The organism is Aquirufa rosea, assembly GCF_004118285.1.
Taxonomy (GTDB): Bacteria; Bacteroidota; Bacteroidia; order Cytophagales; family Spirosomataceae; genus Aquirufa; species Aquirufa rosea.
Genome location: NZ_SDHY01000002.1, coordinates 79284 through 94992, shown reverse-complemented (window position 1 = coordinate 94992; position 15709 = coordinate 79284). Strand labels below are relative to the sequence as shown.

The 15709-nt window shown below is 40.3% G+C and carries 13 protein-coding genes; 6 read left to right on the top strand and 7 right to left on the bottom strand.

Translation table 11 applies throughout. The features are described from left to right. Positions 1-35 precede the first annotated feature (35 nt). Together ESB04_RS03380 and ESB04_RS03375 are read left to right on the top strand one after the other, a co-directional pair. Positions 36-1190: a serine hydrolase domain-containing protein gene (locus ESB04_RS03380; protein WP_129026281.1), complete on the top strand. Its 1155-nt coding sequence runs from the start codon at positions 36-38 to the stop codon at positions 1188-1190. Positions 1191-1321: 131 nt separating this feature from the next. Then, entirely contained in the window at positions 1322-2263 is a 942-nt protein-coding gene (locus ESB04_RS03375) for an SPFH domain-containing protein (protein WP_129026279.1), read from the top strand. A gap of 17 nt (positions 2264-2280) precedes the next feature. Here ESB04_RS03375 and ESB04_RS03370 read toward each other — a convergent pair whose 3' ends face one another. The 5 genes from ESB04_RS03370 to ESB04_RS03350 all read right to left on the bottom strand — a co-directional run bounded on the left by ESB04_RS03370 (position 2281) and on the right by ESB04_RS03350 (position 6902). Continuing rightward, the gene (locus ESB04_RS03370; RefSeq protein WP_129026277.1) at positions 2281-2799 is read right to left on the bottom strand and encodes a YfiT family bacillithiol transferase; all 519 of its coding nucleotides are present in this window, start codon (positions 2797-2799) and stop codon (positions 2281-2283) included. 4 nt (positions 2800-2803) lie between these two features. Next, a complete protein-coding gene (locus ESB04_RS03365; RefSeq protein WP_129026275.1) occupies positions 2804-4522 on the bottom strand; it encodes a D-alanine--D-alanine ligase family protein in 1719 nt (572 codons plus the stop codon). A gap of 4 nt (positions 4523-4526) precedes the next feature. After that, entirely contained in the window at positions 4527-4781 is a 255-nt protein-coding gene (locus ESB04_RS03360) for a NifU family protein (RefSeq protein WP_129026273.1), read from the bottom strand. Between the two features lie 3 nt (positions 4782-4784). Continuing rightward, positions 4785-5867, bottom strand: a complete 1083-nt coding sequence (locus ESB04_RS03355; RefSeq protein WP_129026664.1) for an Mrp/NBP35 family ATP-binding protein — start codon at positions 5865-5867, stop codon at positions 4785-4787. A gap of 63 nt (positions 5868-5930) precedes the next feature. Then, positions 5931-6902 (bottom strand): GSCFA domain-containing protein, encoded by a 972-nt coding sequence (locus ESB04_RS03350; RefSeq protein ID WP_129026271.1) that lies wholly within the window; start codon positions 6900-6902, stop codon positions 5931-5933. A gap of 234 nt (positions 6903-7136) precedes the next feature. Here ESB04_RS03350 and ESB04_RS03345 point away from each other — a divergent pair, with 234 nt between their 5' ends. Both ESB04_RS03345 and ESB04_RS03340 read left to right on the top strand, forming a co-directional pair. Beyond that, positions 7137-9773: an MGH1-like glycoside hydrolase domain-containing protein gene (locus tag ESB04_RS03345; RefSeq protein WP_129026269.1), complete on the top strand. Its 2637-nt coding sequence runs from the start codon at positions 7137-7139 to the stop codon at positions 9771-9773. Continuing rightward, positions 9766-10239: a RidA family protein gene (locus tag ESB04_RS03340; protein ID WP_129026267.1), complete on the top strand. Its 474-nt coding sequence runs from the start codon at positions 9766-9768 to the stop codon at positions 10237-10239. The genes ESB04_RS03345 and ESB04_RS03340 overlap by 8 nt, the downstream gene beginning before the upstream one ends. 177 nt (positions 10240-10416) lie before the next feature. Here the strand turns inward: ESB04_RS03340 and nadA are convergent, their stop codons facing one another. Together nadA and nadC are read right to left on the bottom strand one after the other, a co-directional pair. Beyond that, the gene (gene nadA / locus ESB04_RS03335; protein ID WP_129026265.1) at positions 10417-11403 is read right to left on the bottom strand and encodes a quinolinate synthase NadA; all 987 of its coding nucleotides are present in this window, start codon (positions 11401-11403) and stop codon (positions 10417-10419) included. Next, positions 11400-12260 carry a carboxylating nicotinate-nucleotide diphosphorylase gene (nadC, locus tag ESB04_RS03330; RefSeq protein WP_129026263.1) on the bottom strand — a complete coding sequence of 287 codons (861 nt, stop codon included), beginning with the start codon at positions 12258-12260 and terminating at the stop codon, positions 11400-11402. The genes nadA and nadC overlap by 4 nt, the downstream gene beginning before the upstream one ends. 93 nt (positions 12261-12353) lie before the next feature. Here nadC and ESB04_RS03325 point away from each other — a divergent pair, with 93 nt between their 5' ends. Next, entirely contained in the window at positions 12354-12707 is a 354-nt protein-coding gene (locus ESB04_RS03325; protein WP_129026261.1) for a hypothetical protein, read from the top strand. Between the two features lie 57 nt (positions 12708-12764). Next, on the top strand, positions 12765-15689 hold the full coding sequence (secDF, locus tag ESB04_RS03320) for a protein translocase subunit SecDF (protein WP_129026259.1): 2925 nt from the start codon (positions 12765-12767) through the stop codon (positions 15687-15689). Positions 15690-15709: the final 20 nt, after the last annotated feature.

Genomic DNA, 15709 nt, shown 5'->3' with positions numbered 1-15709 from the left:
GAAGATATTTGCCTGAGGAACTTATAGATTACCCTATGGAACGACATCAATTGCTACATCGAATAAAGTTCTTAGTCTTAGTTTTTTGGGGTATTTTACCGTTCTCGACTTTTTCTCAAGTCTCCAAGGCTGAAATGGCTATTCAATCCATGATGCAGTCGAATCCTATCGTGGGATTATCTGTGGCTGTGGTGAAAAATAATCGAGTAGTCTATCAGCATTCGTTTGGTCTGAAGGATCAGGAACAACATACTGCCTTAACGGATGATTGTCTTTTTCGGATTGCTTCTATTTCAAAATCTTTTTCAGCAACCGCTATTATGCAATTGGTGGAGGCTAATAAGATATCCTTAGAAGATGATGTGAGTAAGTTGCTAGGTTTTCGAATTCGCAATCCCCGATTTCCCGATGTAATAATAACCCTGCGAATGCTATTGTCACATCGGTCATCCTTACACGATAGTCAAGGATATTTTAATTTAGACGTACTGAATCCTGAGAAGAATCCGAATTGGGCAGCATGTTACAATCAGACGGAGCCCGGGAAAGGATATTTGTATTGCAATCTTAATTTTAATTTGGCTGGAACGATCATTGAAAGGGTTTCAGGAGAAAGATTTGATCAATATATAAAAAGGCATATTCTTCAACCTTTACGAATTGATGGGGGATATTGCGTCGATTCATTGGATAAATCCCGCTTTGCCACCATCTATGAATACTCCTTGGAATCCATGAAATTTAAGCCTTCTCCAGCGGCATATGCTCCTAGGAGTCAGGAGATTGCCCATTATATCATGGGCTATTCTACGCCCATATTTTCACCCACGGGAGGGATGAAAATTTCTACAGGGGATTTGGCGCGCTATATGATCATGCATAGTCAACAAGGGAAATTAGCGGGAACACGAATTATAAGTAAGCGTAGTTCCAAAGAGATGCAAACAGCACTTTCTGAGGAAGAACATTATGGATTAGCCTTGTTGCAAACAGATCGCTTGATTGAGGGAAAGACCTTGGTGGGACATACGGGCTCCGCTTATGGTTTAGAAAGCATGATGTTTTTTCATCCTAAAGAAAAGTTTGGTTTGGTGGTGATAAGCAATGGTTGCCATCCTGAGATGTTAGATGGCTTTAATGCAGTCTTGAAAAGAACAGCCAATGTATTATATGATGCTTTTGTTAAGTAGGCATATAAATTTACCAGACCTTGGTTTAAATCGTTTTGAGCGAAGTATACAACCATTCATCACTTAATGCATCCGCGTTCTTCATAATTCCTTAAGTTTGATTCGATTTTAATCTATATCCCCCTACCATTATGTCTACTTTACTCATTATTGGAATTATTGCCATTATATTGATATTTTTCAGTTTGGTGACAGTTCAGCAAGGTAATATTGCGGTGATTTCCATGTTTGGAAAATATCAACGTATCCTTCATCCAGGTTTAAACTTTAAAATACCCCTGATAGAAAGTGTATTCAAAGTGATTTCCATACAAAATCGCTCCATTGAATTGGAATTTCAGGCGATTACCGTTGACCAGGCCAACGTGTATTTTAAATCCATGCTGTTGTATTCCGTGATCAATCAAGAGGAGGAAACCATCAAAAATGTGGCCTATAAATTCATTGATACACAGAGCCTTATGCAGGCTTTGACCCGAACGGTGGAAGGATCTATTCGCTCTTTTGTAGCTACCAAAAGACAAAGTGAAATTTTGAGCTTGCGTAAAGAAATCGTTTCCTACGTGAAGGATCAGATAGACCAAGTGATGGAAGAATGGGGCTATCACCTGCAAGATTTACAATTGAATGATATCACCTTTGATGAGGTGATTTTGAAATCTATGAGTCAAGTGGTGGCATCCAATAACCTAAAAGCTGCAGCTGAAAATGAAGGTCAAGCTTTATTAATTACGAAGACGAAGGCAGCAGAGGCGGAAGGTAATGCCATTAAAATTTCTGCTAATGCCGAGCGTGAAGCGGCGCAATTGCGTGGACAAGGGGTGGCATTATTCCGTCAGGAAGTTGCGAAAGGTATGTCAGATGCGGCTCGAGAGATGCAACAGGCCAATTTGGATACATCTGTGATTTTATTTTCCATGTGGACAGAAGCCATCAAGCAGTTTGGAGAGCAATCTAATGGGAATGTGATTTTCTTAGATGGATCTGCAGAGAATATGCAAAGAACCATGCAGCAAATGATGAGTGTCAACCAATTACAAACGATTAAGTCTACTAAGAAGAAAGAGAGCTAAGGGCTCTCTTTCTTCTTTTATTTGACCGATAAAACATGGGCTAGATGATGGTCGCAATGCCAAGCATAAATTCCTAATGCCCTGTCCAATGGATAGGTAATTCCTCTTTCAGGATTGGTATAGGCATTTTTCCAATCGGATTCTTGAAAGGTTCTAAGCAAATAGACCCAGCGCAAGTGCACATATTTTAATCCTTCTATGGACCATTCTATTGGGGCTTCATTTCCATCAGGAAGATTTGCCCAATCTGCCTCAGAATAGGCTTTAATAATGGGTTTATCCTCTGTTAATGCCATTTTGAAACGAATAAATGAATTCATATGGCTGTCGTAGACATGATGAATCACCTGTCTAGCCGTCCAACCCCCTGGGCGGTATGGTTTAGCTAAACTTTCCTCCGACATCCCTTTTATGGCCTCTTGAAGTTTTTCTGGAAAATCTGCCAACGTTTGAATCCATGCTTGGCGAATTTCCGGTGTGATGTTTTCCGGCGCAGAAAATTTTCCAATGGGGTATTGCAATGGGTTGATTTCCATATAATTAAGCTTTTTTGGCAAGTGTGTAAAATTCGGTAATTTCTTGAGCTATTTGATGTGTTTGAGCAATTAACGGATGTACACCCTTGGAAATAGAGTCTAACATTTCAGTAGCTGAGTCTTTGTTCCATTGAGCAGTGTTCACAACAACCATTATTTCTCCTTCCTCTACCAAGATGGGTGTTTGAACCTGAAAAGCTTGTTTTCCTGATGCAGCTAAGGCATTGGCTTGCTTTTTGACATCATCAAAACTTGCTTCTAGTTCTTTGGCATTGCTACCTCTTATTTCTAGGATTATTTTTTCTTGTTGGCTTTGAGCTTGCAATTCAGTAGAAATAGCTAAATCCAAGGATTCCAGCTGTTTTCTAATGGCATGGTAGTTTTTACCTGTCCGCATTCTCTCCCGAAGGGATTGTCGAATGAAATAAGTAATGGAATCTGTGATAGTAAGCCCTATTTCAGCCATTTGCTTAAATATCAAAGAGCTTGGTGACATACCCGGTATGGTATTGGGATCGTGTAAAACGATTTGACCGTTTTCTGCTAAAAATCCATCTATACGAGTACAAACTCCGAACCCAAGATCATCAAATGCCTGACAAACCATCAGTTGGATTTGTTGCAAATGAGCTAAGCTGGCTTCCATAGGAATCCGCTTGCGGGTGGCTTTGGATTTATATTTGGCGTTGAAATCAAATACTTCCACTGATTCATCGATGACGATTTCCGTAGGAGGAAGGGCAATGGTTTGTCCTTTCGGACTTTGAATTACTCCACAGCTGAACTCGTTTCCTTGTACAAAAGACTCCAATAAAATGGCATCTTCTGAGTGGATGGAATGAATGCTAGCCTTGGTTACACTTAATTTAAAGTATTCTTGCAAGCTAGCTAAAAGGTCCGCTGGATGCTGGTAATTTTGATGATTGAATCGTACTGGAAAGCCAATTCCTTCATCCAAATTCACCATTTTTTGCAATAAGGAAAGTTTGTCTTCTTCAGAATACAGTAACCAATCTTCGCGATAGATTTCTTGAATAAATAAGCACTTTTTAATGGCTTTGTCGAAGTCCTCCAGAGAATCCTTTTTTACAAAAGCCAATCCAATAGAAGAACCCTGATGAGGGGCTTTGGCGACAAAAGGTATACCGATTTCTTTTTTTACCTGTTCAAAAAGCGTTTCTCTACCGTATTTCTCGTAGTCTTCTCTTTGAAGAACAAAGTATTTTTTATCCAAACCCACACTCTTTTTCAGCCAATCGTTCTGCTTAGCTTTATCAATACCAATGGAGGAGCCTAATAAGCCTGGCCCAGAATAAGGTATACCATACCATTCCAACATGCCTTGGATGCTTCCATCTTCGGCGGCTGGACCATGCATGGCTAAAAATACAAAATCGAAGTATTGGGTAAATTGGTGCGGGTGTATTACTTGTCCTATTTCGGAGATAATTTCTTGGTAATCTGATGCTGATAAATCTTTTAAAGACTCAATGTACACCGAGAAAATGTCATCTTGAAATCTCTTGGGAGGATAGAAATCTCGGATAGAGCTAGCATGAATCAACTCTTCATGAATCAAAATAAAGTTCCCCAAGCTGTCTACAAAGACTGGTACAGGTTGAAACAGTGCTTGGTTGATATGCGCCATAGCCGTTTTACCTCCAGCAAAGCTAATTTCACGTTCACGAGCTGGGCCACCAAAAAATATTCCAATACGCATCATGAATTTATGAATGTAGGGTTTGACTTAACTCCTCCACCGAAACAATTTCGGGCACCTCACGGCGAATAGCTTCTTCTACACCAGCTTTGAAAGTCATGGCTGACATGTTGCACGACTTACAAGCTCCTAATAAATTTAGCTTTAAGCGATTGTCGTCTGTAATCTCCACGATTTCAACATTTCCGCCATCTGCGATTAAGTATGGACGTATGGAATCAAGGGCTGCTTGTACTTTGGAGTATAGAGGGTGATTTTCCATGGATTAAAGTTGTGGCGTTGAAGCGTTTCTAATAGCTATTTGTTGTGCTAAATTGGCAGCAATGTGTGCAAATGCTTTCGCACTCGCACTGTCATTCGATGCAATTGGTTTTCCTTCATCTCCAGCTTCACGGATGGCTTGCACTAAAGGAACTTCTCCTAAGAAAGGAACTTTATATTTTTCTGCTAATTGCTTACCCCCATCTTGTCCAAACAAATAGTATTTATTTTCTGGTAATTCTGCCGGAGTAAAATAGGCCATATTTTCTACTAAGCCTAAAATAGGCACATTAATTCCCGCTTGATTAAAAAACTGTAGACCTTTGGTAGCATCTGAAAGTGCTACCTTTTGAGGCGTGGTCACGATGACCGCCCCCGTTAATTTAATCAATTGAACTAATGTTAAATGTATATCAGATGTTCCCGGAGGTAAATCAATCAACAAATAATCTAGTTCATCCCAATGGGTATCACCGAAAAACTGGCGCAAAGCCTGTGTCATCATAGGCCCTCTCCAAGGCACTGGGCTTTCCGTTGGGGCTAAAAAGCCCATAGAAATCATTTTAATACCGTATTGCATGATCGGTTGAATACGGTTTTTCCCATTTACTTCTTGGACCAAAGGTTGTAAATCCTCTGCCCCAAACATCACGGGGATGGATGGGCCAGAAATATCAGCATCTAAAATTCCCACCTTGGCTCCGCTTTGCTTCAAAGCCATAGCCAGGTTGGCCGTAACAGTCGATTTACCCACTCCACCTTTTCCGGATGCTACGGCAATCACATTTTTAACTCCTGGTATCAGTGGATCGGAAGAAGCTAAACTCGTTACTTCTGCCGTCATGTTGATGGTAATCTTCAAATCTGGGTGAACCAAGCGATGAATGGCCTCCTCACAATCTTGTCGGATTTTCTCTTTCAGTGGACAGGCGGGTGTAGTTAAAACGACGGTGAAACGAACTTCACCGATACCTAATTCCACATCTTTAATCATGCCCAAGGTAACCAAATCCTTTTTCAGATCGGGCTCTTGAACGGTACTTAGGGCACCTAATATTATTTCTTTGCTGACGCTTAATTCTCCCATGTCGGTTCTTTCTCTATCAAACCTCAAATATAAGGTATTTTCACCTTTTTTTGCCTGCCTACATTAAGTAATTGATAAAATTCGAGCACGGATAGCCTCTTGGATTTTATGAGTATCATATGCCAAAGAATCATGGGAATATTCGCTGAGGATTTGTTCCAGATTTTGTAGATAAAGGGCTTTTTTGGCTGGATGAAATTGATGCGCTAGTGTTTGATAGACGGATTTCCATTTTTTTTCAATGGCAATCAAGTCGTCATGCAGGTAGCAGGTCTTAAATTTCTGCCAAATATATTCTTCTGCCGTTTCATTCGGGTGGATTAAATCAGAAGCATGGAATCGATAGTCCCTCAATTCATCCATCATGATTTCATAGGCGGGGAAATAATCCACCTGCGGGAAAATCTCCTGAATTTTTTGCGCAGCTAAGCGGAGCGTAGCCTTGGATATAGCATTTTCTGGTAAGCCATCTTTGGTATGTCTGACGGGAGATACACTTAGTATTATACGTAAATCAGGATTTTTTTGTAGCGTATTTTTGATAAATGTTTGATAGACTTCCACTATTTCTTCGATAGTAGAAAGGCGTTTTTCGAATGATTGGGCGGCTTGTTTGTGGCAATTAGCGATGGGTCTGCGCAGCTTTTTGTCCCAATAATAAAAGGCAGTTCCCCAAGTAATCATAAGGAATTGGCATTGTTCTAATTGCCTTTTGACCTTTTGTTGACGCTCTTGAATAAGCTCCATTAAATCGGAGGCATCATTAGCACACAGGCTAGAATGATAATCAGGATGTAGCCAAACGCCCTGTTGTTTTACCAATTCGATGGCGGAGAGCTTATGGGTCTGCAAAGCATTTGTAATTGCTTGAGGGTGAAATAGTGTTCCGAAGGGTTGATTTAGGATAGATAGAGGTAACAGTTCCAATCTTTTGCCCATATTTTCTGCAAAACAGGAACCAATACTGAGCAATGTGCTTTTGTCGGTAATTTTATGAACTGATTCAGGAATGTATACAGGGGTACTAAACTGCATTTTTGATCTTAAAGTAATTATTTATGTAAGAGAGTGATTATGTAAACTCAAATTAAAGTTTAAAGGTATTGAATTTTAGAAGAATTTGAGAGGGGAGTACTCATTGGATTTTCACTCTTTTTCCATGAAATAGTATTTTTCAATGCTTGTTTACAATTCGCCTCTGATAATATTTCCATTCTGCATGAAATGAATAACTTTGCGAATTGCATTTATTCATACAAATTAAACGATATGTCGGAATTAGGAGCGGAGCGGGCACGATTAAAAACTCGGAATGATAATAAGGGTTGGAAGAAGTGGGGGCCATATTTGACGGAGCGACAATGGGGAACAGTACGTGAGGATTATTCCGCACATGGGAATGCATGGGATTCCATCACGCATGATATGGCGAGATCCAAAGCCTATCGCTGGGGCGAGGAGGGTATAGGTGGAATTTCGGATAATAAACAACATGTTTGTTTTGCATTTGCGTTCTGGAACCATAAAGATCATATCTTAAAAGAAAGATTTTTTGGGCTGACGGGTGGTGAATCCAATCACGGTGAAGATGTCAAAGAGCTGTATTACTACGAGGATTCTACGCCTACGCATTCCTACATGCGCATGAGTTATAAATACCCGCATCAGGCTTTTCCTTATCAAAAACTCATTGATGAAAGTAAAAAAAGGACTCGCTTAGAACCAGAATACGAGCTATTAGATACCGGTATTTTTGATCGTAATGAGTATTTTGACATCAAAATGGAGTATGCCAAAGCCGATGAGCAGGATATTTTGATTCAGGTGACGGTTGAAAATAGAGCTAAAGTAGCGGCACCCATCACGGTTTTACCGACTATTTGGTATAGAAATACCTGGTGTTGGGGATACGAAAATTATAAATACAAGCCTTTACTGACGGGAGTAGGACACTCTTTTATTGAGGTGGATCATCGGGTCGTGGGACGCTTCAAGCTTTATGCAGAAAATCCGGACGAGTTTTTGTTTTGTGATAATGAGACCAATTTCAGGCGCTTACATGATTCTCCAAATCTTAGTCATTTTGTGAAGGATGGAATCAATGATTATATCGTAAACAAGGCAAAAAATGCGGTTAATCCCAATAATATAGGTAGTAAGGCGGCCGTTCGATTTTCCGCAAAGGTGCCAGCAGGGGGCAAAAAAGTATTTCGTCTTCGATTGACCAACCAGTCGATGGCGCATCCATTCGAGGATTTTGATGCTATTTATGCCAAGAGGATTCAGGAGGCGAATGAATTTTATGAGGAATTGCATGGACAAGTAAAGGATGAAAAACTGAGAAATATTCAGCGGCAATCCTATGCGGGGATGCTTTGGACTAAACAGTGGTATTATTATAATGTTTTTGAATGGATCAAAGGTGATCCCGCCATGCCAGCGCCGCATCCAAGTAGGAAGTTTGGGCGTAATCATACTTGGCGTCACATGTATGCGGCCAACATATTGTCAATGCCTGACAAATGGGAATACCCATGGTTTGCTGCTTGGGATTTGGCCTTTCATACCTTGCCTTTAGCTCGTTTAGATCCAGATTTTGCCAAGAGGCAATTAGCGGTTATTCTTAGAGAGTATTATATGCACCCCAATGGGCAGATACCAGCTTATGAGTGGTCATTTTCAGACGTCAATCCTCCTGTACATGCTTGGGCAACGTGGAAAGTTTACGAGATAGATAAGCAGATGAATGGGGTGGGTGATGTGACTTTCTTGGAGCGAATTTTTCATAAATTGTTATTGAATTTTACTTGGTGGGTTAATTTAAAAGATGAAGGAGGAAACAATATTTTTGGAGGTGGATTTTTGGGGATGGATAATATTGGGGTCTTTGATCGATCGGCGACATTGCCAACGGGAGGACATTTAGAGCAGGCTGATGGCACGGGTTGGATGGCCATGTATAGCTTGAATATGCTTCGCATCGCTTGTGAGATTTCCCTTGAAAATCCGGTTTATCAGGATATGGCTTCCAAGTTTTTTGAGCACTTTTTGCATATTGCAGGTGCCATGCAGGCCATTGGAGGAGATAAAGTAAACCTTTGGGATGAGGATGACCAGTTTTATTATGATATGCTGCACAAGGAAGATGGTAGTGTCATGTTATTAAAACTGCGTTCTATGGTGGGGCTAATTCCTCTATTTGCGGTGGAGGTCTTAACCTCTGATATGTTGGAAAAATTACCTCTATTTAAGCGCCGAGTGGAATGGGTATTAAACAACCGTCCCGATTTGGCCAATCTTATCTCTCGATGGTATGAACCGGGAAAAGGAGAAAGTCGACTTTTATCCATTTTGAGGGGGCATCGAATGAAGATGATCATGAAGAGAATGTTCGACGAAACAGAGTTTTTATCTGATTATGGTATTAGAACTTTATCCAAATACCACAAAGAACATCCTTATCGATTTAATTATGAGGGAGGAACTATTCAGGTAAATTATGACCCAGCAGAATCTACTGGGGATATGTTTGGTGGTAATTCCAATTGGCGAGGGCCTATTTGGTTCCCCATGAATTTCTTAATTATTGACTCCTTGAGGAAATTCTCGGATTATTACGGTACTGACTACGAGGTGGAGTTTCCCACTAATTCAGGAGTCATGGTCAATATCAAGGATGCGGCAGAAGGAGTTTCTAAGCGCTTACTGGATTTGTTTTTACGCAATAAGGAGGGGAAAATTCCTATGTATGGAAGTTATGAGAAAATGCAAGAAGATGAACATTTCAAGGATTCCATCTTGTTTTTTGAGTATTTTGACGGGGATACAGGGAAAGGATTGGGTGCCAGCCATCAGACGGGTTGGACGGGTTTAATTTCAGAAATCATACATCAACTATATGGATAAGCATACACCTGAAGAAAATTTTGCAGCCTTAAATTTGGAATTACCGCCAGCTCCTAGCCCACTCGGCGTTTACAAGCCTGGGCTTCAAATGGGAGAATTATACTATGTTTCAGGACATGGTCCTGTTCAAACAAATGGCCAGCTGATCATAGGAAGAGTGGGAGATGCCTTATCTATGGAAGAGGGTAAACTAGCTGCCCAACAAGTTGGATTAACCATTTTAGCTACCTTGAAAGCTCAATTAGGTAGTTTAAATCGAATCAAAAGAGTGGTAAAAGTATTGGGAATGGTGAATTGTACAGCTGATTTTGAACGTCATCCTTACATCATCAATGGATGTAGCGAATTGTTTGCCAAGGTATGGGGAGAAGAAAGGGGGATAGGAGTTAGGAGTGCAGTTGGGATGGGAACTTTACCCGATAATATTCCTGTCGAGATTGAAGCCTTATTCGAATTACATCAATAAGTTGATTTTTATTTTTGCTTTTCCTCATTTAGATTTGTCAACTTTGACAAAGTTGACAAATCTAAATGAAACTCAAGTGAAATTCAGGTAAGCCCCAAGTGAAATTCAGGTGAATTTCAAGTGAAATCCGGGTGAAATCTTCAGATCGCAAGAACTGATTAACAAATTAGAATTCCTTTATTTGGAAATTTCCAACATGGCCTTCAGTGCCTTGTAAGCGGGAACACGTATTTCTTCGCTTAAATGAATTTCTGGGAGTTCGTAAAATAAAGCATTGTACAACTTTTCCATCGTATTCATTTTCATGTATGGGCATTCGCTGCAGGCACATGAATTTTGTTCATTGGCTGGGGCAGGAATCAAATGTTTATTGGGAACGGCCAATTTCATTTTATGTAATATACCTGCTTCAGTCGCGACAATAAAGGTTTGTTTATCGGATTTTTCTACGTAGTTCAATAGCGCAGTAGTGCTACCCACATAATCTGCTTCCCGTAAAATCATTTCTTGACACTCTGGGTGGGCAATCAACAAAGCATCTGGAAATTCGACTCTCAATTGCTTTAATTTTTCTAAGGAAATGTCAATATGCACCATACAAGCACCTTCCCATAATATCAGTTCTCGACCAGTTTTATGGGCTACGTATCTTCCTAAATTGGCATCTGGGGCAAAGATGATTTCTTTATCAGCAGGAATAGATTCTACTACTTGTACGGCATTGGAGGAAGTACAAATAATGTCGGTCATGGCTTTAATCTCTGCCGAGCAGTTAATATAGCTTACCACCACCGCATCAGGATGTTGGGCTTTTAGTGCCGCAAATTCTTCTACCGGTACAGAATCTGCCAAAGAACAGCCCGCATTGAAATCGGGTACTACCACCTTTTTACTTGGATTCAATATTTTAGCGGTTTCTCCCATAAAGTGTACACCGCAAAACACAATCAGATCAGCATCTGTCTTTTCCGCAGCTTGGGATAACCCTAGGCTATCTCCCACATAATCAGCTAATTCCTGAATTTCTCCGTCCACATAATAATGCGCCAATATCACGGCGTTTTTTTCCGCTTTCAGTTTTTTGATGGCATTAATTAATTCAGCTCCCTTGGGGGCTGATCTACTGATATATCCTACTTCTACTGCTTCTTCCTGTAAATTCATGCTTTTGTTGCTTTTAAGCTTAGATCTAAACTTTTAATTTGATGAGTTAATGCTCCCATAGAAATATAATTAACGCCCGTTTCGCCGTAGGCCCGAAGGGTATTTTCTGTGATACCACCAGAAGCCTCTGTAATATATCTTCCATTGATTTTGCGAACTGCATCACGGAGTCTATCTGGGCTAAAATTATCTAACATTATACGTTGTATTCCACCTACTTCTAAGACCTCATCCAATTCTGCTTCATTGCGCACCTCGATTTCGATAGCCAAGCCAAGTGCATGACTTTGGTTGTATTCCTGAGCTTTTTTTAGGGCAGCTTTGATTCCACCTGCATAATCGACATGATTATCTTTGATTAAAATCATATCATATAAGGCATAGCGGTGGTTGACAGCTCCACCAATCTTACAAGCCCATTTCTCTGCAATTCGGAAATTGGGAGTTGTTTTCCGAGTGTCCAATAATTGACATCGAGTACCTTCCAACAGATTGACCATTTTTCGGGTATAGGTGGCAATTCCTGACATCCTTTGCATGCAGTTCAGAACGAGTCGCTCTGCTTTTAGAATGGATTGTGCATTTCCTTGTACATCTAAAACTACTTGTCCTGGCTGAATGTTGGCGCCATCCATCAAGAAAGTTTGTACATGGAGTAAAGGATCCACTTCCTTAAAAATGTAGTGAGCCATTTCTACTCCTGCTAAGATGCCAGAATCCTTAACTATTAAATGAGCTTTTCCTTGAGTGGATGTATCCACGGTGGCAAGAGAGGTGAAATCTCCAGGACCCACGTCTTCTCTCAAAGCAGCTTGAATAAAAGACTTAATATGTGTAGGGTCCAGGTAAGCCAGCATGGTTGGGTGTTTTGTTTCGCAAATTTACTAATTTTAATTGTAAGCTAGGGGAAATTGATTTGTAAAAAAAATGTCCTATTTTTGCACTCCATCATGCAAAAGAAGGTAAATATTTTTCAGTTGTTTTTGTTTCTTCCCGTCCTATTCTGGATGGTGGCAAATCCTATTTCTTTGTTAGGAGTAGGAAAGGAACAACATAAAACTGAAAAGACTACAACCAGTGGCAAAAAGGATTCCTCTAAGGAAACTATTATTAAAGCAGAGCACCCCGTTTATCAGGTAAGTAGTCATTTACAGCTTGATTTTCCAAGTGATTGGGTCTTTCCTCAAATCAATATTCCGATTTTTCAGGAGACTTTGCATGCCATCAAATTACCTATTTCATTACCACGTGCCCAAATTCTGAGTATTCTATTTACTCAATTTATAGCCACTCTGGCCCCTTGATGATTGTCTTGTTTTAAGGACAATTATATTCATTTATTTCATTTTTAATTTACTATTATGCGTTACAAAAGTGCCATTATATGGCTGACTACGATTATTTCAGCCTTATGTATTTTCTTCCTTTCCTTTACTTGGAAAGCTAATCAATTACGTGATCAAGCGGTTTCTTATGCTACGACCAAAGATGGCAAGTATGATCCTGCTAAGCGTTTGCGTTTTATTGACTCTCTTTGGAAACAACCCGTTTATTTAGGATATACATTCCAAGAGGTTACTCAATATGCTTTACAAAAAGGTCTTGACTTAGAAGGTGGTTTACATGCTGTTTTGGAGGTTTCTCCAGATGAGATTTTACGCGCTCTTTCCGGTAAAAGCAATGACCCGAATTTTGAAAAGGCATTAGCTGAGGCTACGAAGCAACAGGTGAATTCGACCTTGCCTTTCAATGAGTTGTTCTATGCTGCCTTTGCTAAAATTGCACCGAACCAAAAGCTAGCTTCTGTATTTGCTAATTCAGTGAATAGAGGTAAAATTAGTTCAACTTCTTCTGATTCTCAGGTGAAGAAAGTGATCAATGCGGAGATTGACGGAGCGGTAGATCGCGTGTACAAAATCATTCAGGCACGTATTGACAAATTTGGTGTGGCTAACCCAAATATTCAGCGTTTGCCAGGTTCTAACCGTATTCAAGTAGAATTACCAGGTGTGGATAATCCAGAGCGAGCTCGTAAATTATTGTCAGGCGCGGCTAAGCTAGAGTTTATTGAGTGTTATGAATTGAACGAATATGGTGCTGGCTTAAATGCTTTGGGTGCTTTATTAGAGCAAGAAACTAAGGCTCCTGCTGTTGCAGCTAAACCAGCTACGGCTACAAAGGATACTGCTTCCAACGCCCTAGCATCTCAATTGGCATCATCTTCTAAATCAGATTCTGGAAAGGCGAAGGCAGATACATCTGCGGGTAATGCCCTGACAAAATTATTTGTTCAAATGGGCAATGGCATTGGCGTATATCGTAAAGATACTGCTCGTGTGAACGCTTTGTTTCGTCGTCCAGAAGTGAAGGCTTTCTTCCCAGCGAACTTGACATTTGCCTGGTCAGCTAAAGGTACCCCATCGACAAACGGCGATGAGATTTTAAGTTTAGAAGCATTAAAGAAGGGAGAAGGTCAATCAGCTCCATTAGAAGGTGATGTGATTACTGATGCCGCACAAGACTTTGATCAAACGGGTCGTGCAGAAGTAACTATGTCTATGAATGGAACAGGTGCTCGTATTTGGAAAAACCTTACTGGTGCTAATGTAGGTCGTCGTATCGCCATCGTATTAGATGGTTATGTGTATTCTGCCCCAGTAATTAATGGTGAGATTCCAGGTGGTCGTTCCTCTATCTCAGGTAATTTCACTGTAGAAGAGGCAAAGGATCTAGCTAATGTGTTGAAGGCTGGAAAGTTACCTGCCCCTACTCGTATCGTAGAGGACGCTTTCATCGGCCCCTCATTAGGTAATGAGGCGATCAATCAAGGATATATTTCCATGGCCATTGGTTTGTTATTAGTGATTGTGTTCATGGTAGGCTACTACGGTGCTCCGGGTTGGATGGCCAACTTATCTTTGTTGTTCAACTTATTCTTTATTGCCGGAGTTTTGGTTCAAATTCAAGCTTCCTTGACTTTACCGGGTATCGCGGGTGTAGTTTTAACACTAGGTATGGCGGTAGACGCCAACGTATTGATTAATGAGCGTATTCGCGAGGAGTTGCATAAGGGGAAAGGATTATTGGATGCCATCAACTTAGGATACGAAAAGGCATTGAGTGCTATCTTGGATGGTAATATCACTACAGTTTTAGTGGGTGTTATCTTGATTATTTTTGGATCAGGTTCAGTAAAAGGCTTCGGAGTAACACTGTGTATTGGTTTAGCTACTTCCGTATTTACTGCAGTGTATTTGTCCCATATTTTCATCGACTGGATGGCAAAGCGTGCCATTAAGGCCGGAAAAGAAAAGGAGATGACTTTTGAGACATTTATTTCTAAGGATCTTTTCAAAGGAATGAATTTCGATTTCATTGGAAAGCGTAAATATTCTTACTGGTTCTCATGGTGTTTAATTATTGCTGGAGCTGTGGTATTGTTTATGCAAGGAGGATTCAACCTTGGAGTAGACTTTAAAGGTGGACGTTCCTATGTGGTGGAGTTCTCAAAGCCAGTTGAGGCTGGTTTGGTGAAAGAAGCTTTAAAAGATGACTTTAATGGAGTAGGTTCTGAGGTGAAGACTTATAACGGTCAAACCAAGTTGAAAGTGACTACTTCTTATTTAGTGGAAGATGAGTCGATTCAAGCGAACAATACAGTTAGAACGGCTTTAGAAAAGGGATTAAAAGAGTTTTCGGCTAATAATCCTAAGATTTTATCTGAGTCAAAAGTGGGAGCAACCGTAGCGGATGATATTTTGACTCAATCATTTGTGTCAATTTTCTATGCACTGATTGCCATCTTCATCTACATCTTGATTCGTTTCCGTAAATGGCAATACTCTTTGGGAGGTATCATTGCCCTATTGCACGATACATTGGTAGTATTGGGTATGGTAGGAATCGTTCGTTTATTTGGTTTCGAATTAGAAGTAGATCAAGTGTTTATTGCTGCGATATTGACGGTAATTGGTTATTCCATCAATGATACCGTGGTAGTATTTGATCGTATCCGAGAGGAAATTGGTGTGAACCCTGATATGAACAACAAAGCCTTGATGATTAAAACCATCAATGAGTCCATCAACCACACCATGTCACGTACCGTGATGACTGCGACTACCGTATTTTTAGTGGTTACTGTATTGCTTTTCTTCGGTGGAGATGTACTAAGAGGATTCTCTTTCGCCATGTTTATTGGTGTTGTATTTGGTGCATATTCATCTATATTTGTGGCAGCACCTATTGTTATCGACTTGGGTTCGTCGAAAAAAGATAAAAAATAAATTCATTAGGCCGGTGCAAC